The organism is Paenibacillus sp. FSL H7-0942, assembly GCF_045040715.1.
Classification (GTDB): domain Bacteria; phylum Bacillota; class Bacilli; order Paenibacillales; family Paenibacillaceae; genus Paenibacillus; species Paenibacillus amylolyticus.
Genome location: NZ_CP150279.1, coordinates 3,180,118 through 3,200,720 on the forward strand (window position 1 = coordinate 3,180,118; position 20,603 = coordinate 3,200,720).

Annotated in this window: 21 protein-coding genes and 1 riboswitch; of the genes, 19 read left to right on the top strand and 2 right to left on the bottom strand. The window is 45.1% G+C overall.

The features are described from left to right. Window positions 1-34: 34 nt before the first annotated feature. The 4 genes from MHI48_RS14250 (at window position 35) to MHI48_RS14265 (ending at window position 4,096) form a co-directional block, all read left to right on the top strand. The gene (locus MHI48_RS14250) at window positions 35-409 is read left to right on the top strand and encodes a hypothetical protein (protein WP_235200730.1); all 375 of its coding nucleotides are present in this window, start codon (window positions 35-37) and stop codon (window positions 407-409) included. Between the two features lie 2 nt (window positions 410-411). After that, the gene (locus MHI48_RS14255; RefSeq protein ID WP_036670808.1) at window positions 412-2,130 is read left to right on the top strand and encodes an ABC transporter ATP-binding protein; all 1,719 of its coding nucleotides are present in this window, start codon (window positions 412-414) and stop codon (window positions 2,128-2,130) included. Window positions 2,131-2,597: 467 nt separating this feature from the next. Next, window positions 2,598-3,020 carry a MarR family winged helix-turn-helix transcriptional regulator gene (locus MHI48_RS14260; RefSeq protein ID WP_076327683.1) on the top strand — a complete coding sequence of 141 codons (423 nt, stop codon included), beginning with the start codon at window positions 2,598-2,600 and terminating at the stop codon, window positions 3,018-3,020. Continuing rightward, window positions 3,017-4,096 (top strand): low specificity L-threonine aldolase, encoded by a 1,080-nt coding sequence (locus tag MHI48_RS14265; protein ID WP_076327682.1) that lies wholly within the window; start codon window positions 3,017-3,019, stop codon window positions 4,094-4,096. The genes MHI48_RS14260 and MHI48_RS14265 overlap by 4 nt, the downstream gene beginning before the upstream one ends. Before the next feature lie 179 nt (window positions 4,097-4,275). On the opposite strand, the gene MHI48_RS14270 is transcribed toward MHI48_RS14265, so the two are convergent. After that, window positions 4,276-5,193, bottom strand: coding sequence for an AraC family transcriptional regulator (locus MHI48_RS14270; protein ID WP_076327681.1), 918 nt, complete (start codon window positions 5,191-5,193; stop codon window positions 4,276-4,278). Window positions 5,194-5,730: 537 nt separating this feature from the next. Between MHI48_RS14270 and MHI48_RS14275 the strand changes: the two genes are divergently transcribed. From MHI48_RS14275 to MHI48_RS14330, 12 genes are all read left to right on the top strand, one after another. Then, complete coding sequence (locus MHI48_RS14275) at window positions 5,731-6,495, top strand: class I SAM-dependent methyltransferase (protein ID WP_076327680.1); 765 nt, start codon at window positions 5,731-5,733, stop codon at window positions 6,493-6,495. A gap of 11 nt (window positions 6,496-6,506) precedes the next feature. Then, window positions 6,507-7,136, top strand: coding sequence for a pentapeptide repeat-containing protein (locus MHI48_RS14280; RefSeq protein ID WP_076327679.1), 630 nt, complete (start codon window positions 6,507-6,509; stop codon window positions 7,134-7,136). 70 nt (window positions 7,137-7,206) lie between these two features. Then, a riboswitch (guanidine-I (ykkC/yxkD leader) is annotated at window positions 7,207-7,307 on the top strand. 100 nt (window positions 7,308-7,407) lie between these two features. Beyond that, on the top strand, window positions 7,408-7,746 hold the full coding sequence (locus MHI48_RS14285) for a multidrug efflux SMR transporter (RefSeq protein WP_076327678.1): 339 nt from the start codon (window positions 7,408-7,410) through the stop codon (window positions 7,744-7,746). Next, window positions 7,746-8,060 carry a multidrug efflux SMR transporter gene (locus MHI48_RS14290; RefSeq protein ID WP_036670814.1) on the top strand — a complete coding sequence of 105 codons (315 nt, stop codon included), beginning with the start codon at window positions 7,746-7,748 and terminating at the stop codon, window positions 8,058-8,060. The genes MHI48_RS14285 and MHI48_RS14290 overlap by 1 nt, the downstream gene beginning before the upstream one ends. Before the next feature lie 117 nt (window positions 8,061-8,177). Next, on the top strand, window positions 8,178-9,584 hold the full coding sequence (locus MHI48_RS14295; protein ID WP_036608186.1) for a DEAD/DEAH box helicase: 1,407 nt from the start codon (window positions 8,178-8,180) through the stop codon (window positions 9,582-9,584). A 142-nt stretch (window positions 9,585-9,726) separates the two neighbouring features. Next, window positions 9,727-10,080, top strand: a complete 354-nt coding sequence (locus MHI48_RS14300) for an MmcQ/YjbR family DNA-binding protein (RefSeq protein WP_076327677.1) — start codon at window positions 9,727-9,729, stop codon at window positions 10,078-10,080. A gap of 105 nt (window positions 10,081-10,185) precedes the next feature. After that, complete coding sequence (locus tag MHI48_RS14305) at window positions 10,186-10,878, top strand: hypothetical protein (protein WP_076327676.1); 693 nt, start codon at window positions 10,186-10,188, stop codon at window positions 10,876-10,878. Window positions 10,879-11,042: 164 nt separating this feature from the next. Then, on the top strand, window positions 11,043-11,927 hold the full coding sequence (locus MHI48_RS14310; protein WP_076327675.1) for an alpha/beta hydrolase: 885 nt from the start codon (window positions 11,043-11,045) through the stop codon (window positions 11,925-11,927). 229 nt (window positions 11,928-12,156) lie between these two features. Next, window positions 12,157-13,314, top strand: a complete 1,158-nt coding sequence (locus MHI48_RS14315; protein ID WP_076327674.1) for a type III polyketide synthase — start codon at window positions 12,157-12,159, stop codon at window positions 13,312-13,314. Next, entirely contained in the window at window positions 13,301-14,020 is a 720-nt protein-coding gene (locus tag MHI48_RS14320) for a methyltransferase domain-containing protein (protein WP_076211919.1), read from the top strand. The genes MHI48_RS14315 and MHI48_RS14320 overlap by 14 nt, the downstream gene beginning before the upstream one ends. A 6-nt stretch (window positions 14,021-14,026) precedes the next feature. After that, the gene (locus tag MHI48_RS14325) at window positions 14,027-15,175 is read left to right on the top strand and encodes an NAD(P)/FAD-dependent oxidoreductase (RefSeq protein WP_076327673.1); all 1,149 of its coding nucleotides are present in this window, start codon (window positions 14,027-14,029) and stop codon (window positions 15,173-15,175) included. Between the two features lie 178 nt (window positions 15,176-15,353). Then, window positions 15,354-16,544, top strand: coding sequence for a PLP-dependent aminotransferase family protein (locus MHI48_RS14330; RefSeq protein WP_062834297.1), 1,191 nt, complete (start codon window positions 15,354-15,356; stop codon window positions 16,542-16,544). Between the two features lie 68 nt (window positions 16,545-16,612). On the opposite strand, the gene MHI48_RS14335 is transcribed toward MHI48_RS14330, so the two are convergent. Then, the gene (locus MHI48_RS14335; RefSeq protein WP_076327672.1) at window positions 16,613-17,038 is read right to left on the bottom strand and encodes a MaoC family dehydratase; all 426 of its coding nucleotides are present in this window, start codon (window positions 17,036-17,038) and stop codon (window positions 16,613-16,615) included. 161 nt (window positions 17,039-17,199) lie between these two features. Between MHI48_RS14335 and MHI48_RS14340 the strand changes: the two genes are divergently transcribed. From MHI48_RS14340 to MHI48_RS14350, 3 genes are all read left to right on the top strand, one after another. Next, complete coding sequence (locus tag MHI48_RS14340; RefSeq protein ID WP_342744250.1) at window positions 17,200-18,198, top strand: LacI family DNA-binding transcriptional regulator; 999 nt, start codon at window positions 17,200-17,202, stop codon at window positions 18,196-18,198. Between the two features lie 117 nt (window positions 18,199-18,315). Beyond that, the gene (locus MHI48_RS14345) at window positions 18,316-19,200 is read left to right on the top strand and encodes an AraC family transcriptional regulator (protein WP_076327670.1); all 885 of its coding nucleotides are present in this window, start codon (window positions 18,316-18,318) and stop codon (window positions 19,198-19,200) included. A gap of 85 nt (window positions 19,201-19,285) precedes the next feature. Next, a complete protein-coding gene (locus MHI48_RS14350; RefSeq protein ID WP_076327669.1) occupies window positions 19,286-20,551 on the top strand; it encodes an ABC transporter substrate-binding protein in 1,266 nt (421 codons plus the stop codon). Window positions 20,552-20,603 lie beyond the last annotated feature (52 nt).

Consider the following 20,603-nt stretch of genomic DNA (forward strand, 5'->3'; position numbering starts at 1 on the left):
ATACATATGTATACACGTAATGGGGGTGGCACAAATGAGAGATCGTCCTATCGAAGAGATGGATGGAAGTGTACGTCAAGGTGAGCGTCCGAGACGCGATATGAGTGACAATGAGCAACGTGGTGAACGTTCCAGACGTGGAAGAGGTCATGGTGAACATGAGGGAAAACGGGGCCGTGGTGCGCAGACATTCCGTCGCGGCCGAATTCTTGTATTTCTGGAACAAATGCAGAATCGGAGAACAACGCTTGTCCGACAACTTGGACAGGAGGAGTATGAACATATTCGCCCGGTGATCAGTGGGGAGTTAAAAGCTATTGATCAGGTCATCGACGAGTATATCCATCTTTTCGAGCTGCAAAATGAAGATGTAAACCCCAATAAGGATCTGGAGAGTGAGAGTGAATAAGTATGATTCGTCGTTTTTTTTCGTATTATCGTCCCTATAAAAAACTGTTTTTGATTGATTTTGGATGCGCTGTACTCGCAGGCCTTCTGGAGTTGGCTTTCCCCCTTGCCGTCAGCAAATTCATTAATGAATTGTTGCCAGGTCAGGATTGGCCTCTCATTATGCTTGCCTGCGTCGTGCTGTTATCCATCTATGCACTTAATACTGTACTGAACTATGTAGTTACATATTGGGGACATATGCTGGGCATTAACATCGAGACCAACATGCGTGAGAAGATGTTCGCTCACTTGCAGAAGCTGTCCTTCCGTTTCTTCGATAATCGTAAAACAGGCCACTTAATTGGTCATCTTACGAATGATCTGAATGACATTGGCGAGGTTGCTCACCATGGACCTGAAGATGTATTCATCGCAGTAATGACATTAATCGGATCGTTCTGGCTGATGGCTAACATTAATCTGGAGCTTGCGTTGCTTACCTTTATCATTATCCCAATTATGGCTTGGGTCATTATCGTATTTGGTGGCCGGATGACAAAGACGTATCGGCGACTTTTCGGAGACGTCGGCAATTTCAATGCACGCATTGAAGATAACGTCGGTGGCATGCGTGTTGTGCAATCGTTCGCCAACGAAGAACATGAGAAAGAACTTTTTGCGGTGGACAATCAGAATTTCCGTAAAACCAAACTGCTTGCCTACAAAACGATGGCGAAAAGTATCTCGGTCAGTTATATGATGATGCGACTGGTTACGGTGTTTGTCATGATCAGCGGGGCTTGGTTTTATATCGATGGCAGAATCAATATGGGTGACTTTATGGCCTTCCTGCTTCTGTCTAATATCTTCTTCCGCCCGATTGAGAAAATCAATGCCGTCATAGAAAGTTATCCAAAGGGTATCGCTGGTTTCAAGCGATATCTGGAGATCATTGACACGGAACCTGAAATTGCGGATAGCAAAAACGCCGTTGAATTCGAAAGTGTGAAGGGGGATATTCGCTTTGAGAACGTCTCTTTTGGATATGAATCCAGTCGGCGTATTCTGAGTGATATCAGTCTGTCTGTTAGACCAGGGGAAACTGTTGCTTTTGTTGGTCCTTCGGGTGCAGGCAAAACGACCATCTGCAGCCTGCTGCCACGATTTTATGAGGTAGAAGAGGGACGTATCACTGTGGATGGCGTTGACATTCGTAACGTTAAGCTTCAATCCTTGCGCAAGCATATCGGAATCGTTCAACAAGATGTATTTTTGTTCTCGGGGACCATTAAGGAGAATATTGCTTATGGTGATTTGAGTGCAACGGATGAACAAATCTGGGATGCAGCCCGTCGTGCCTCGTTGGAGGAACTGATTCTCACGTTGCCTGATGGCATGGATACGGTCATTGGCGAACGTGGAGTCAAGCTATCCGGAGGACAGAAGCAGCGGTTATCCATTGCTCGTATGTTCTTGAAAAATCCACCTATTCTTATTCTGGATGAGGCAACCTCTGCGCTGGACACAGAAACGGAAGCACTGATCCAGCAATCACTTGCTGAATTGTCGGTGGGCAGAACAACACTTGTAATTGCACACAGACTGACAACTATCAAGAATGCAGATCGAATCATCGTAGTAAACACAGATGGTATCGCTGAGCAGGGCAACCACGAGGAATTGGTCGCCGCTGGAGGCATATATAGTCGTCTTCATCAGGTGCAATATAGCCACTCTTAATCCATATAAATTGAACAAAAAATATTTACACTAGATACTCCGATGACAGAACAACCTTCCGATCGCTGTTATCCCCAGATTTTTTGATTCCTCTTATCTAAAGAGGAAATCCGGGGATAGTGTATGCTTCCGATGTAGCTTTCTTGCAGAAAGCTTGTAGGCGAATGCTTCGCTTCTTCAGGTTATTTCTGTCCTCTCCGTTTTGTGTAAATGTTTAGTTCAATTTATATAGGAACTTAAGCAGCTGACTAAGTATCTGGATCGAGTATCTAAAACAAGTAAACCTTGCCGCGCATATGCGCGGCTTTTTTTATTGATTGGATATTAAAAATGAAGTTATAAAATGCTGTGCAAAAGATAATGTTGACAACGTCCACTAACGTGATTATTATAATGTTGACAATGTCCACTAAAAAGGAGGGTTTGACATCGACTCTCAGTACATAAATCCAGATATACTCGCTGACATGCGACGTTTTAACCGTTTTTATACCAACATACTTGGTGTACTCGATAAGCATATTCTCGGAACAGGGTATTCGTTTGCAGAAGTGCGGGTCATTATTGAGATTGGAATTCGGGGAGAGAGCATTGCGAACAATCTGGTAGATACACTGACCATTGATCGCAGTTATATGAGCCGAATTGTGAACAAGCTGTCCAAGGAAGGACTGTTGGTGAAAGTGGATTCTGCTGCCGACAGCCGGGTCAGTCTGATTCGTCTGACAGCCAAGGGTGAGGAACTGTATGCCCAATTGAATGATCGATCCGATCAACAGATCCTGAAATTAATGCAAGACCTCAATGAAGAAGAGATTCAAGAGGTATACACCTCCATGATGAACATACAAGAGAAGTTGAACAAGAAGGCAGGAGAGACAACACGATGATACGATTTGAATGTGATTATAACGAAGGTGCGCATGAACGAATTTTACAAAGACTGATGGAAACCAATATGGAACAGACGAGCGGGTATGGCACGGATGAGCATTGCGAACGGGCGAGAATGCTTATTCGTCAGGCATGTGACAATGAGCAAGCTGATGTTCATTTCCTAGTTGGCGGCACACAGACCAATACAACGGTGATTGCATCTATTTTGCGTCCATATCAAGGTGTGATTGCTGCGACCTCGGGACACATTGCGGTTCATGAAACCGGAGCTATTGAAGCTACGGGACATAAGGTACTCACAGTTCCAAGCGAGGACGGAAAGATCACGCCTGAGCAGGTTAGAGCCGTCTACGATGCGCACATGAATGAGTCGTCGCCGGAACACAGTGTTCAACCAGGCATGGTCTACATATCTCAGCCAACGGAGAATGGAACGATGTACAGCAAGGCAGAATTGCAAGCATTGCATACAGTGAGCAGAGCATGTGGTCTTCCGTTTTTCGTGGATGGAGCACGTCTTGGATATGCACTCGCTTCACGCGATTGCGATATGACACTTGCTGACCTTGCACGCTTATGTGATGTGTTTTACATCGGGGGAACCAAGATTGGAGCATTGATGGGAGAAGCGGTTGTTATCCTGAATGATGCACTGAAACCAGATTTTCGTTATATGATCAAACAAAAAGGTGGCCTGCTTGCCAAAGGCAGATTGCTGGGTATCCAATTCGAAACGTTGTTCGAAGATGGTCTGTACCTCGATATTTCTCGCCATGCCGTAGATATGGCCTTGAGAATTCATGACTCACTCGAACAGCACGGGGTACGTTTCCTGTACGACTCACCAACCAACCAGCAGTTTCCGATTCTGCCGGATCGTTTGCTTGAGAAATTACGCAGCGGTTATACCTTCTCTTTCTGGGAAAAGGTCGACGCTACACACAGTGCGGTGCGGTTCTGCACCAGCTGGGCAACTCGTCAAGAGAATGTGGATGCACTGACTCGTGATATCGCTCAATTATTGCCCGAAGAGATCCAGGTTCCTGAACGGGTCGAAGTATTGGTCTGATCTTGTCCAAAAATTAAGGAGAACAGTTCCGATTTCCTTCTCATAAATACGAGTATTTTGAAAAATTCCAAAAGAAATTACGCAGAATTTTGATACTGAAAAAAGGACAACTCATTGTGGTTGTCCTTTTTTGGTTTGCCTTTTGTGTGATAGTTGTGAGATAGAGAGTGAATACTAGGTTACTCACTCAAGGCCATGTCATATTTCTCTTTCAGCCGTCGGATATCGGCTCTTGGCGGCGCACCGAACATGCGTGCATATTCGCGGCTAAATTGAGAAGCACTCTCGTAACCAACCCGGAACGCTACATCTGCCGCGTCAGCAGATTCGGCCATCAGAAGTCGCCGGGCTTCCTGTAATCTTAATTGTTTCTGGAATTGTAATGGGCTCATAGCTGTGATCTCTTTGAAGTGACGATGGAATGAAGAGACGCTCATGCTGGCGGTCTCAGCCAGATCTTCAATGCGAAATGGCTGTTCCCAATGATGAACAATGTACTCAATCACTTCTCTGATCCGATAAGTGCTGCTACCTTCAACCGCAATCTGCGCCAGTTCTCCTCCGTAAGGCCCTTGAAGGAGGCGGAACAGGATTTCTTTAACGTACAATGGAGCCAGAAACGGAATCTCTCCCGGCGTATCCAGCAATCGAACAAGTCGGAGTACAGCGTCCTGAATGGAAGATTCCATCTGACCTACAAACATGGCTCGTCTGGCGTTTTCGTTGAATGTTACCTTGATATTGCATTCGTTAAGTACTTCGAGAATTTGGTTCGGTGTGAATTCGAGCTTGAGACTTAAGTAGGGTGCATCAGCGGATGCCTTGATAATCTGCCCGATGACCGGGAGATTCATGGAAGCAATCAGGTAATTGGAAGGTCCATATTCATAACGCTCCTGTGCGAGCAATACTTCTTTCAACCCTTGAACAATTACACAAAATGAAGGTTTATATACTCTGTACGCGGGTTCACTAATCTTGGAATGGTGATAGACAAACAGGGAAGGAATCGCCGTTTCCATTGCACCGTTATGATTGGAATGGCGTTTGATCAGCTCACTCAATTCCTGTTTTGGTTGAAATATTTCTTCGGTCATATGTATCCTCCTCACGGATTTAACCTACTTACATTATAAAGCTTACCTTACAGAACCAAAAGAGGGCCTGAGAGGATCAGGCAATCAATTAAGACGATTGATATACCGCTTGCAGCCCATGACTCGGTATACTAAGAGTATGTTAACAGAGCCAAGCGATTAAAGTTTATTCGAAAAGTTGGGTGAACAAGGTGATGAAGTGGTTATCAAACCATGTGAGGCAAATATTAATTGACAGGCTCGAATCACAAATTAAGTATGAAGAAAATTCCGTACATCGAGAGATATACTTCACATGCTGGTTAGAGCTAGTTACCGAAGAGGTCGAGACAACATCCATTCACAGAACAAATTCAAGGAGAGTGTGAAATATGGAATATGTGGGCGAACAAAATCTCAGTTGATCCGAATTCTTAATGTTAAAGTCGCCATTCGGCGGCTTTTTTTATAGTGATCTGATAAGTGAATTGACAGTTCCTTTATATTAAAGTTATTATAGATACATTAGATCCTTAATTGAGAAGGAGATTATAATCTATGAATAACAGACATTCATCCGGTCAAGTGAACGAATCATCGAGTGGTCATTCCGCTCCTTTTGCTACGTTACAGGGCACACCTATCTTATCATTGCTCCAGCCATCCCAAGGTGAACGTATTCTTGATGTGGGTTGTGGTAATGGGGATCTGACAGCGAAAATCGCAGCCGCAGGTGCGCTGACAAAAGGTATAGATTTTTCAGAAGAGACGATTAGGCAAGCTAAACAGAAATACCCTGATATGAATATTCAAGTAGCAAATGCTTGTCATTATCGGACAGAAGAACCGTTTGATGCGGTCTTCTCTCATGCCGTTCTGCATTGGATAAAGGATGCTCCAGCTGTAGTACAATCAATACAGTTAGCGCTCAAGAGGGGCGGGCGATTCGTGGCTGAGTTTGCTGCAAATGGTAACACGGCTATATTAATTACAGCGGTACAGGAAGAACTGGATGCCCGTGGATACAAATGGGAAGGACGGAATCCGTGGTATCACCCGACCATTGGCGAATATGCTAATCTTCTGGAGCAACACGGATTTCGAGTTAGTCTGGCCCAGCACGTTGATCAATTTACTCCGTTCAAGCCAGGTGCCAGAAAGTGGTTGACCAGCTTCGCGGAGTATTTATTCAGTGGTATCATACCTGCGGAACAGGATGTTATTATGGAAGCAGTTGAGAAAAAAGTACAGCCACAACTGATGCGGGATGGACAGTGGTATCTGGACAGAAGCCGACTGCGAGTTGTAGCTATTAAGGAATAGGGGAATACGGGATGAAAATGGACAAACCCAAGATTCAGGAGCAGTTGCTCGAACCGGAAACGATTGCATTCCTGGAATCCAAAGTGGAGTACAAACACAAACTGATCGAGAACATTACATTGGATCAACAGGAAGCGAGTAAGGTTTCCTTTGAAAATGTTGTATTTAGACATGTGACAATCTCGGAGTCTACCTTGGAACAAATTGAGTTCACCGATGTCCGGTTCGAACACTGTGACTTCTCCAATGTCAATCTCTCTAGTGCCTTCATGCATCGAATCGAATGGCATAACTGCAAGTTTGTCGGAACTGATTTTTCCAATAGCCGATTGCAAAATGTCAGTTTCCTTCATGGTCTAGGCGACTACAGCAATTTCCGTTTTGCTCATCTGAGACAGGTCTCCTTCTCGGAATGTACCTTGATTGGTGCAGACTTTGCCTATCTGGCACTGCAAAAAATGGAGTTCAGTCAATGTAACATCGACCAAGCATCCTTAACGGGGACCAAAATGAAGGATTTGGATCTTAGCGATTGCGAATTTGACTCCTTGGTGTTGACCATGGAAGATCTCAACGGTTGTGTGATTTCACCACATCAAGCCGCCACATTTGTAGGATTAATGGGTTTGATTATCAAATAAAGGGCATGATCACATTTACGGGGTTGCCAAGATAGTGGAAGTGTGTATAATTGGATACACATTAGAATAAAAACAGGTTTTCTAGGGTTCCGCGATGTATGTGTCGGTCTGGTCCGAGAGACAACCCGCAACCTGTTGGTTGTGCCACGGAGGGATAAAAGCCTGGGAGATGAACTGCTACATGCAGTTTGTTTCCCGGGCTTTTTTGTTTTTTCGCTAATGTACCTTACGGGTTGTACAAAAAATGTAGTAGAGAAGGAGTGTTACAAGAATGAATAAAACGTGGATGTCGGTTGTGATTGCTGCTTTGTTTGAAGTAGGTTGGGTCATTGGATTGAAACATGCCAGTGGTCTGCTGGAATGGGGCCTTACACTGGTTGCAATTATCATTAGTTTCTCCTTGATGATTGCAGCTTCGCGGACACTGCCTGTGGGAACCGTGTATGCCGTATTTGTTGGCCTGGGTACCGCTGGTACGGTACTTGCAGAGATTGTTCTGTTTAATGCGACTGTTCAAACCGGAAAGATGGTACTCATTGGTGTACTTTTACTCGGCGTGATTGGTCTTAAAATGCTGAGCAAAGAGAAGAATAAGGAGGTGCAGCTATAATGAACTGGGTATTTCTTATCTTGGCAGGTATATTTGAGATGATCGGAGTGCTGATGATAAACAAGCTGCACAAAGACCGTAATCTCATTTCACTGGTTCTATTGGTAGGCGGGTTTGGTTTAAGCTTCCTGTTCCTTTCCATTGCAATGGAAACTCTTCCGATGGGGACAGCATATGCCGTATGGACGGGAATAGGGGCCTCCGGTGGTGCCATTCTGGGCATGGTGTTTTATGGAGAACCTCGAAATGCCCTTCGAATTCTGTTTATCGCTATGGTGCTCGGATCGGCAGTTGGTCTTAAATTGGTCAGTTAAACAAAGTGATTTTAAAAAGATAATGTACAAATTACGTTTTTAATGGTATCCTTATACGTTACGTGTGAAATAAAAGATGCGTCTTATTGACAGATGTGCGTAAATGAAGGAGACAACATGACATTTAAGGACTTAAATATTATCCCCTCTATTATGGAAGGGTTAAGCAAAGCAAACTATACTAATCCTACCCCTATACAGGAACAGGCCATACCAGCTGTATTAGCTGGCAGAGATCTGCTGGGATGTGCACAGACAGGAACAGGCAAGACGGCAGCATTTTCAGTGCCGATCATTCAATTATTAAGCGAAAGATCCAAAGGGCAAGGATCGAAGTCCGCACGACATATTCGCTCATTAATTTTGACACCAACACGAGAACTGGCTATTCAGATCGCGGATAACATCAAGGTATATAGCCGGTATACGGACATTCGTTGTACGGCAATCGTTGGCGGCGTTTCGCAAAAAGTGCAAGAGCGTGCGTTGAATCAAGGTGCAGATATTATTATCGCGACACCTGGCAGATTGAACGATCTGATTAACCAGAAACGTATTGATCTGAAGATGGTTGAGATTCTCGTTTTGGATGAAGCAGACCGGATGTTGGACATGGGCTTCATTCATGATGTGAAAAGAATCATTGCCAAAATGCCGAACAAAAAGCAGACGTTGTTCTTCTCAGCTACGATGCCTCCTGAAATCACCAAAATGGTTAAAACCCTGCTGGTTGATCCAGTCAAAGTAGAAATCACACCGGTATCTTCAACGGTAGACCGCATTGAGCAGTCTATTTATTTGCTGGAGAACGGCAAGAAGCAACATATGTTGAACCAAATTTTGGAGGATAAATCCATCGTCACGGCATTGGTGTTCACACGCACGAAGCGCGGCGCTGACCGGGTTACACGTGATTTGGCCAAAGCGAATGTTACGGCACAGGCTATTCATGGCAACAAGTCTCAGAACGAGAGACAACGGGCACTGAACAACTTCAAGAGTGGTGCAACACGTGTATTAGTTGCGACGGATATCGCGGCAAGAGGAATTGACGTAGAGGAACTTTCACATGTCATTAACTTTAACCTGCCTAACATTCCGGAAACGTATGTTCACCGTATTGGACGTACAGGGCGAGCAGGCAAAAGCGGGATGGCCATATCGTTCTGCGAGAAGGATGAACTTCCATTCCTGAAGGATATCGAGAAAGTAATCAAAAAGACGATTCCTGAAGTAAAAGGTCATCCGTATCCAATGACAGGTGTACCTGTGTTTGATAAAACCAGCAAAGCATCAGGCAGTAAACCTTCGTTCAACAAATCGGCTGCAGGCAAACCGGCGAAGTCCAAAGCTAACCCGGCACGCAAGCCCAAATCCGAATGGTTTGCCAAGAGTGGTAAATCAAACAGTAGTCGTTCAAACGACGGTAGACCCAATAGCAGTAGATCAAACAGCAGTAGCAGTAAATCTAACCATGGCTCATTCAGCCGCAGCAGCAAAACTAGGAATGATAGAGCCAATTAAGATCTAAATAAATCCAGATAAAACCTTCTCCATTCATTTGGAGGAGGTTTTATTATGTGCTTTTATGTGCAACGAGCTTATTTACATACGAACTTACATTCGGTATCATTATATCGTCCACTGGTGAAAGGGAGGTACTGACTTGAAGGATACGATGATTGAATACAGTTTGAAGAAGAAAGGTGCGACCAAGGATTATCCATTTGGACCTGATCCAGTCGCGATTAAAGTTGCGGGTAAGATGTTCGCGCTTATTTTTGAAAACAAAGAAAAGAACTGTCGTTTAAACTTAAAATGTGATCCCATTATTGCAGAGAACCTGAGAGAGCAGCATGAAGCAGTTCAACCGGGATATCATATGAACAAAAAACACTGGAATACCATTACACTGGATGGTTCATTGTCCGATGAAGATGTCTATGTCATGATCGATCACTCGTATGATATGGTTGTCAAATCCCTTCCAAAAAGCGTTCGGGAATCTTTGGCCGAATGAGGAGAACATATACCACTTTCTCTACATCTCATTCATCATGTTATTGACATTTAAGAGGTAGGTGAAAAGGCTAATGTTCTGCTTCTCTAACAGAATGAATATCCTATGAAAATGAAGACATATTTGAGGTCCATTTGGTTCCATTACCTTGGAAATAAACAAGATCGAACGGCCTTGTTTAATGTGGCTTCCCTTGTTATCAATGCTGTAACAGGGATAGGCAAGTTAATCCTGGGCATATATCTGCTTTCGGGATGGTTCATTACAAATGCTGTATATTATCTGATTCTGTGTGTGGCAAAAGGACAAGTGCTCCATAAATATACAGTTACCAAGAGAATGGACTCTCCCGAAGAAAGATATAGATTAGAACTTACGGTATATAAACGCGGAGGTCTGTTCCTGTGTTTACTAGGCGTGTCCTATTCGATGGTCTGCCTGCGAATGTATCTAATCGGCGATGCCTTCATATATGAGGGTAACATCGTGTATATCGTATCTACAGTTGCTTTTACCAAGCTGGTTTTTGCCGTGTATGGTACCTGGGCGAACCGTCATCTCCATAACCCGATCATATCTACATTGAAAATGATTAACTTCACTGATGCGATGGTATCCATCGTGGTGACCCAAGCGACATTACTTACCATGCAAGGCTCACCTCTTGCATTAAAAACCAGTAGCTTGTTTGGCATGGGGTGCAGCGTTTTATTTTGTTTGATGGGGGTCTGGATGATGTTCCACAAAAAAAAGGAAACAGGCACGGATCCAAACCAATCTCCTGGTACTGAATGCTAACATTGAAGCATTAAGAGCAGGGGAAGGTAATTTTGGTTGACGTTTCAGCATGTTGATCAATACATATCAAATGAATTGCACATGACGGAATAGACAAGTGTCATCTATACTTAAAGTGACAACGGAAGAAAGCGTATTGGCAATCCACTAAAGGAGTGATATCTATGGATCAACAACAACAATTGGCAATGGTACAACGTATGCGTCAAAATGTCGTCGGTACAGGTGCAGCTCTTCAACCCAGTTCCACGTATGCGGTCACAGTAAAAGAAGTCATGATTCCTACAACTAAAGGGGATACACGTGTACTTGTGTATACACCGGATAGGGAGCATTCCGCGCCTCTGCCGGTCTTCTTTAATATGCATGGGGGTGGTTTCATCTTGGGACAAGCAGAGATGGATGATCCATGGTGTCGCTTGATTGCTGATCGATCTGATTGTGTGGTCGTTAATATCGATTACAGTCTTGCACCAGAGCACAAGTTCCCAACGGCGGTCCATGAATGTTACGACGTTGTACAGTGGGTCCACGCCAACCCGCAATCCTTCTCGGTTAACCCGTCTCTATTCGCTATTGGGGGACATAGCGCTGGTGGTAATCTTGCTGCAGCAGTGTGTTTACTGAATCAGCAACGAGGTAGCGAGCTGCCAATTGTTCTGCAAATTATGGATTATGCCGTGTTGGATGTGGCTACAGATCCGGCCGAGAAACCGAGTTTTGCAGAAGCCATTCCAGCCGATATCGCCAGAACGTTCAATGCCATGTACCTTCATACGTCAGAAGATGCGCAAGACCCGTTGGCTTCACCTGTGCTCGCAACATCAGTAGAGGGACTTCCGGGAGCATTGATTATTACCGCGGAGAAAGATTCACTGGCCCAAGAAGCAAGAACATATGCAGCAAGGCTGGAAGCAAGCGGTGTGAAGGTGACTCTTAATGAGTACGAGGGAGCCGCTCATGGATTTACGCATTCTGGGGATCTCCAGATGGCTGAGGATGCCTGGTACCTGATGAGTGACAAGATCAGAGAAGCATTTTCCAAATAACGTGTATCAGAATGACGCTTAGAAGGAATCTGGTTACCTTGAAGTCGCCTAATGGCGGCTTTTTTCGTTCATTGGTGTGATTGCTTCAATGGCTTGGTGAAACCAAGCTTCTGAGCTTGCGGATGTGTTAATAAACTAGATTAGGAGCCTTATTGAGATTATAACGATATCGTTAAGGGTAAGAGTTGTTAAATTAGAGGAAATAATGACCAATACCAGGAGGTTTATTATGAACCAATATAACAGTCCATCCGATATCGCGATTCTTGGCATGGGGACGGCTCTACCTGCTCACCCCGTAGCGCAGTCAGATATTGCAGAATTAATCGCTTCTTCTCTTCAGGATCGGCCAGATTTGGCCCGTTTTGCCAAGCGAATATTCAAGTCCTGTGGTGTTGAAACACGATATACCGTGGAACCGAGCTATCTGGGTTCACTGGAAGAATGCCGTTATCTGCCCTCTTGTGAGCGATCAGACATCCCGACAACCGAAGAACGAATGAATACATACAAGCGAGAGGCGCTTCCGCTCGGGATTGAGGCGGCAGAGAAAGCCCTGGAAGATTCAGGCGTATCTCCAAAGAGCATCACACATATCATCACGGTCAGCTGCACCGGTCAATATCTGCCGGGTCTTGATGTTATGCTCATCCGTCATTTGGGTTTGTCTGCCCGAGTTAATCGACTGCCGCTGATCTTTCAGGGTTGTGCTGCAGGGTTGAAAGCCATCCAGATGGCACGAGATGTCGTGCAGGGAGCTCCCGGATCACAGGTCCTTGTGGTCTGTGTAGAGTTGTGCACCATTCATTTTCAGCCCGTACAAGATCGGGAAGCGCTGTTTGCAGCTTCATTCTTCGGAGACGCTGCTTCTTCCTGTGTAGTGGGCACACCAGAACCTCAGCACAAGAATGTTTTGAGTCTGGGAACGGGTTATTCTGTGCTTCTTCCGGATTCGACTGAAGATATGACCTGGGAGGTGGGGAATCTGGGGTATGACCTGTATCTATCCCCTCGTATTCCGAAGCTGTTAGGTGTTCATCTGGAAGAGGAACTGCGTCTTTTATTGCAAAGTGAACAGCTTCCTGAACTATGGGCCATTCATCCGGGAGGACGTGGGATTGTGGACTCTGTGCAGGATGTAATGAAGCTGCGAGACGAGCAAACGAAGTATAGCAGGGATGTCCTCAGAACGTATGGTAACTTATCTTCCAATACCATTCTGTTTGTACTGAACGCGATGCGTGAGGACATGAAGGCACAGGGTCAATCCTCCACAGATGGTGTAGCCATGGCATTTGGACCGGGACTCACCGCAGAGTTGATGAAATTCACTTATGTACCCTCATTATCTTCAGTGATGGAGGAGCACGATCATGTCCTTTTTTAGAACATTGTCCATTCGAGCCAAGGAAGATGAACTGATGGATGACTTCTCTCTGGGAGGGGAGGAGTTGCGTGAAGCGCTTAGACATCTGAGACGTCTTAACAAAATATTTGCAGCACCTGGCCCAACTCTGGCTGGTGTAGAGAAGTTATGGAACTCAGTCGGTAAGCCGAATAAGCTGACTCTGCTGGATGTGGGCGCAGGTTCAGGGGATGTGAACCAGAAACTACTGCAATGGGCGGATCGTCAGGGTGTTCAGCTGGAAATTACGCTGGTTGATCTGACGGAAGAGGCGTGTGAGGAAGCGAGACAACTATTCCGTGACGAACCCCGAGTCCGGGTACAACGTGCGGATCTTACACAACTGCCGGATGCTTCAGCCGATATCGTGACAGGTTCCCAGTTTGTACATCATTTTGACGGAGATCAACTGGTTGATATGGTTTCTCATATGCTGCGGGCATCCAGATACGGTGTCGTCATTAATGATATTCACCGCCATCCCGTATCCTATAAGGCGGTCTGGATTACTACACGGATGATCTCGCGCAATCGGTACATTCGTCATGATGGGCCTCTTTCCGTAGCCAAAGGTTTTACAGGGAGGGATTGGAAGGAACTTAAACAACGGCTCAATCATGATACGATGACCTATGAATGGAAGCCTTTATTCCGTTACTCTGTTGTTATTCCCACGAAAGGCAGGTGATCTTACGTGTCGAAATCGATAGATGTGATTGTCATCGGAGCCGGAATTGCCGGCAGTACATGTGCAATGCAACTAGCAGGGAAAGGACATCGGACCCTTTTGCTGGATCGCCAGGAGTTCCCGCGGCACAAAACCTGCGGTGAGTTCATGTCACCCGAAACGAAGGAGATGTTAGAAGTTCTGGATATTCACCTTCTGGACCAAGCGAAGAAACCCAGCACCATGGATCATGCCAAAATCGTTATGCCACAAGGCGGAGTGATCGAAGCACCGCTGCCGGGATTCGCATATGGCATAAGTCGATATGAGCTGGACCAGATTTTGCATCAGAAGGCGCTGGAGGCCGGAGCCCAGATTGTGACCAAAGCGACCATAACGAGCATCGAGCAGCTTGAGGATGCCAGTTATGAGGTTCAGGTGAGACAGGGAGATGAGCGGATCAGCTACAGAGCCAAAGCCGTTATCGGGGCACATGGGACCAAAAAGCCGCGCGGGATGGCTTCCGCACCTGATCTGCGGGACCAAACCGTATACGTTGGCGTTAAGTCCCACTTCAGCGGGATAGAGATTCCCGCACGGGTAGAGTTATATTTTTGCGAGGGTGGTTACGTGGGCATTTCTCCGATTGAGGATGGTATTGTGAATGTCGCCGCATTGTTGACACTGGATACCGTCCAGGGAAGTGGCAAGTCTGTAAACGATATTTTACAGGCGGCATCCCTGACAAACGTGAGTTTGGCGGCCCGTTTAGCCGAAGGAAAACCTGTAGATGGAACGCAAGTGTCGATTGCGCCGCTGCATCTGTCCAACGTTCCTGAGCCGTGGTCCCAATATCCGCATATTGGGGATGCCATGCTGATGATACCACCCTTATGTGGAGACGGAATGTCCATTGCTCTTCGCTCCTCACTCCTGTGTGCAAGGTGGACTGACAAGTACCTGCAAGGCGACATTGAACATGCCGATTGGCAGAGTAATTACACGCTGGAAGCAAGCCGTGAATTCACCCAATTGCTCAGACGCGCAAGAAGAATTCAAAAGCTGGCTTTTGCCAAAACCAATAAATTCTATCCTGGTCTGGCTCGGATGATCCCCGGTCTAGCCGCTTATGTAGTGAAGGCCACACGGCTATCCGAGATGAACGCAGCGCGCTAACAGGCTGAATTTTGCTCCATACTTATGCGAAAGAGGTTGCTGACGGCGGCCTCTTTTTTGGCGTACAAACATTAATTTTGTGGAGACAGTTTGGAAATTCGGGAAATGCTCGTATAATAGAATCTAATGTAATGATAGAGAGTTAATTCAGATGAAATGTCGGGAGGCACTATTTAAGATGAACTATTCATTTTCCAATCGTATCGCAGCGCTGCAACCATCCATTATTCGTGAGATTCTGAAGGCTTCTTCGGGGCAAAATGTAATTCCATTCTCCGCGGGAAATCCTGCTCCGGAAACCTTTCCTATTGAGGCGATTCGCACATTCACTCAATCCATTCTGGAGCATGACCCGGTCACAGCTCTGCAATATGGGATTACGGAAGGATATGTTCCCCTCAGGGAAGCATTGACTCAACATTTGAAGACAGGTTTTGATACCGGTAAACCATCCGATCAATTGTTCATTGTATCTGGAGCGCAGCAGGGGATTGAACTGGCCTGTAAAGTGTTCTGTAATGAAGGGGACACGATCATCTGTGAGAGTCCGAGCTTTATCGGTTCCCTGAACTCCTTCCGGGCATCCGGTGCAAAGCTTGCCGGTGTTCCGATGGAGATGGACGGTATGGATATCGAGAAGCTGGAACAGGCGCTGCAAACGGAGCCTAATGTAAAACTGATCTACGTGATCCCGAGTTTTCAGAATCCTACCGGTGTAACGACGAGCCTGGAGAAACGTAAGGCCATATACGAGCTGGCTAAGAAGTATGGCGTTATGATTTTGGAAGATAACCCGTACGGAGAACTTCGATTCAATGGAGATGATGTGCCAACCATCAAGTCTATGGATGATGAGGGTCTGGTCATCTATGTTGGATCATTCTCCAAAATTCTATCGGCGGGACTGCGCGTTGGTTTTGTACAAGCGCCCCATGAAGTCGTGGAGAAGATGGTTGTTGCCAAACAGGGAGAAGACGTACATACGGCCATGCTTCCACAGATCCTGGCATATAAGTTCATGACAGAGTATGATTACGCGGGGCACATTAACAGCATTCGTGAGGTCTATCGGAGAAAAGCAACATTGATGATGGACAAGCTGCAAGAGCATATGGGTGAGTCCATTACCTATACCCAACCGGATGGTGGACTGTTCCTCTGGTGTGATCTGCCAGCACATGTGCCAATGCTTGATTATGCCAAGACAGCGGCAGCTCAAGGGGTTGCGGTTGTACCGGGAAATGCATTCCTGGTGAACGAGCAAGACCCTTGTAATGCCATCAGACTTAATTTCTCAACCCCTTCAGACGAACAGATTGTCAAGGGTGTAGAGATTTTGGGGCAGGTATTGAAAGGGTATAACGCTTAAAAATGCTTCAATGTGATATATCTACGAAAAGCCGCCAATTGGCGGCTTTTTTGGGCTTTTTCTCGTCCTTAATTATCAATTAAAGCACTTAATTCTGCCTGAAATACCTTTTGATTCTTCTGATTGAAAGTACTCAGCAGCACTGTAACAATCCCATTACCTTTTCGTCTGGGAGTCAGTCCAATGACTTCTGCAATGACATGAAGTTCATCATCCGGAAAGACCGGTTTCAGGAATTGAATGTTATTCATTCCGGTGCCCGCCACGACATGCTCTCCATAGACCCCAACCTCAATCCATAATTTAAAGGAGATATTCATCGTTTGCATGCCAGAAGCAATTAAACTGCCGAATCGGCCTTGTTTGGCCTTTTCCTCATCCAAATGCATGTACTGTGGATCAAAGATTGTGGCAAACTCAATAATATCACTCTTGGATAATGCCAAGGATGTGGTTTCGTAACGCTGACCTATTACATATTCACTAAATCTCATGAAGGCACCTCGGTTTCTTAAATATGTTTTTTCGTAGTTGATGTTTTGCTAAGAGACATGACTGGACTGACGTGTTAAAATGCTAGTGAACTATCCCGTGTGTATTGCTGTGTTACTGACATAATGAACTAAACAGATGAAACTGTTTTTGAGGAGTATATATGATGACAACGATTAAAGATGTAGCTAGGATGGCTGGTGTAGCCAGTTCGACCGTATCTTGCGTACTTAACGATAAAGGGAATGTAAGTGAGCCGACAAGACTTCGAGTACTTGAGGTAGCGAGTCAACTCAATTACGTTAGGCATGGTCCTGCATCGGAATTAAAACGAAATAGTACACAAACCATTGGTATTATTGTCCATGACATGTCCAGTCCGTATTTTTCCGATTTGGTGAATGGAATAGAAACCGTCGTTATGAGTCATGGATACGATATGATCGTATGTAGTTCGTTGGGTGGAGAGAAGTCGACAGCCCATCGTTACATTCGTGAACGAAGAATTGACGGAGCTATTGTTATTGCTCAGAATATTCAAGATCAGTTGCTGATTGAAGCATCTGAAGCAGGGTTTCCGATTGTTGTCATGGATCGGGATCTGGATGCTCAACATATTGTAAAGGTTTTGATGAGTGATACGCAAGGTGGTTACTTGGCTACACGTTATCTGATCGATAAAGGGCATCGGACAATAGCTTATATTAGTGGCCCGTCACAATCAGAATGTAATCTCCATCGTTATCAAGGTTATTTGAAAGCCTTGAAGGAGGCAGGCATTGAAGAGAACCCCGAATGGAAAATTGGCGGACAATACATGAAGCAAGATGGGTACAATGCAGCCAAGAAACTGCTTGAAGGTGAGTTGCCATCCGCTGTATTTTTTGCAAATGATGAAATGGCGATCGGCGGCTTGGAAGCCTTCAGGGAGCATGATATCTCAATACCTGAGCAGTTATCCGTAATTGGCTTTGACAATATACCTGCATCTCAGTACATGAATCCACCTCTAACCACATTTCGTCAGCCGAAGAGGGATGCAGGCCAGCTTGCAGGTCATGTTCTCTTCCAACTGCTGAACGGAGAGATCGTAGAGACGTTATATACACTGGACATCCAATGCGTGGAACGTGATTCTGTTCGACTCCTCAACCTGAGTTGAGGAGTTTTTTTGCATTCTATAGAATTTTAAATTCTTAAAAAGAAAGGAGAGTAGCCATTTATGCATAATATAAAGACGAGGAGTATTTTTCGTTGGAAATAAATGGAGGTTGATACGATGGGCGTACCCACTTTTTTGGAGACAGGCCATATGCAAGAAGGTTTTCCCATTCGGGTAATTCATACAGGAAATCAGTTCAATTATGCTGCACACTGGCATGATGAGGTTGAACTGGTTCTCGTCAATGGTAAGAGCGCCAGAATTGGCGTGAACGACCACGTGTGTGAGTTAGAAAAGGGGGATGTGCTGCTGATCAAACCAGGGGATGTGCACTGCTTTTTGCCAGGGACCGAACATTTGACCATTATCTTGTTCCGACTCGAATTGTTAACCGGGAGTTTCACGACCGAAGCCGAAATTCAGGATCTCGGACAACTTTTCAACAAAACAACAGTTATTCCCTCGAATACGGGAAGTCAGAGCAATTTGACTCAATATATAGATGACATCAATACCGAGAAGAAAAATCAGAAGCCGGGATACCGATGGTTAATGGTATCTAGGTTGTATGATCTCATCATACTTTTATTACGTACCAAAGTACCGGTTACCACCGATGAATCTTCATCTTCAGGATGGGCATGTACTTCCTCCAAAAAATTTGAATTCCTTGAATCGGTCTGTGAATACCTGGAGGAGCACTATGCTGAGCCCATTAAGCTGGAACAGGTGGCAGAACATATTAAATTCAGCAAGTTCCATGTCTGTAAGCTGTTCAAAGAGATCAAGGGAGTAACACTGATGGAATACTTGAATCATTTTCGAATTATCAAGTCCGAGTGGGCCTTATTGTTCCGTCAGGATACGATTCTGGAGATTGCGATCGGACATGGATTTAACAATGTTAACTCCTATAATCGTCTTTTTAAAAAATATAATGACTGTACACCCTCCGAATTTCGTAAGAAACATCGTACGAATATCACAAAATATGGAGGGTAATGCACAATATTTGTGGAGAAAGCCCTCTCCAAAATCAATATACTCTAATAAATTGTAAGCGTTTCCTTTTTGAAGGAGGGGGCCTATGAAGAAGTGGTTTAAGCCAACTATTGTATTTGTATGTGCAGCGATGTTGTTAGCTGGTTGTCAGTTCAGTCCATCGAATCAAACCAAGCAACAGGAGATTACCGTGTGGAGTTTTACGGATGAAGCAGGGTACGCCATCGAGAAATTCGAACAGAAATATCCTGACATCAAAGTGAACTTTGTCAACATCCCCGGTAATTTCTATATCACCAAGCTGAAATCTGCGCTACAGACAACCTCGAAGGCTCCAGATGTATTTATGATTGAAAATGCGAATATTCGAGAGCTGATTGACGTTCCATATCTGGAGAATCTATCAGCTTCGCCGTATAACGCCAATGAACTTATCCAGGAACAATATGCTTTTGTTCAGGCCAATGAACAGGACAGTGAGGGAAATGTCAGAGCGATAGGTTATCAGGGAACACCAGGGGGCATCTACTATCGTCGGGATTTGGCGAAGAAATATCTGGGCACCGATGATCCTGAGCAGGTGGGGTCACAGATCGATACATGGGAGAAGATCTTTGAGATTGGAGAGAAGGTACAGCAACTTAGCGGGAATAAAGTACATGCATTGGCGAATTGGAATGCTATATCGAATTCATATGATGGTATACCTTGGGTGAAGGATGGCAAACTTGTCATCGATCCAACGTACTTGGAAGTGCTCGATCTTGTACGTGAAGCACGTGAGCGGAATGTACTTGCCGAGTATGAAGATGGAAGTGCGGGTTACGCTGCATCCATGCAAAAAGGAGAGGTCATGTTCTATCCCGGGGCAACCTGGGGTTTGCAATATACGTTCAAGGCAAACGCTCCGGATACCGAAGGCATGTGGGGCTTAGCCCAGGGACCGTCAGCCTTTAGTTCAGGTGGAACCTATATCGCGATGTACAGTAAAAGTGAGAAAAAGGATTTGGCCTGGAAGTTTATTGAGTTTTATAATTTTGACCACGATTTTCTATCCGAGTTAGCGAAAGAACAGGATTATTTCACCAGCAACATGGTTGTGAATGATGAACTTGCCCCGTCTCTCTCATCATCTTATTTGGGAGGACAAAAGCATTTCGAGTTTTTCTCGGAGGCCGCAAAACGGGTACCTGTATACGAACGAACCAAATATGATGCCACGATTAACAATGATATCTACAAGATTGTACTCCAGTTATATCTCAACAAGGACATTCAGACCAAGGAAGAAGTCGTAAAGCGAATCAAACGTGATGTTACCTTGAGATTTCCGGAGCTGGAAGTGGATTAGCTTAGGACGTGTCTCAAAACTCCTTCGGAGTTTTCAGACACGCCCTAGAAGT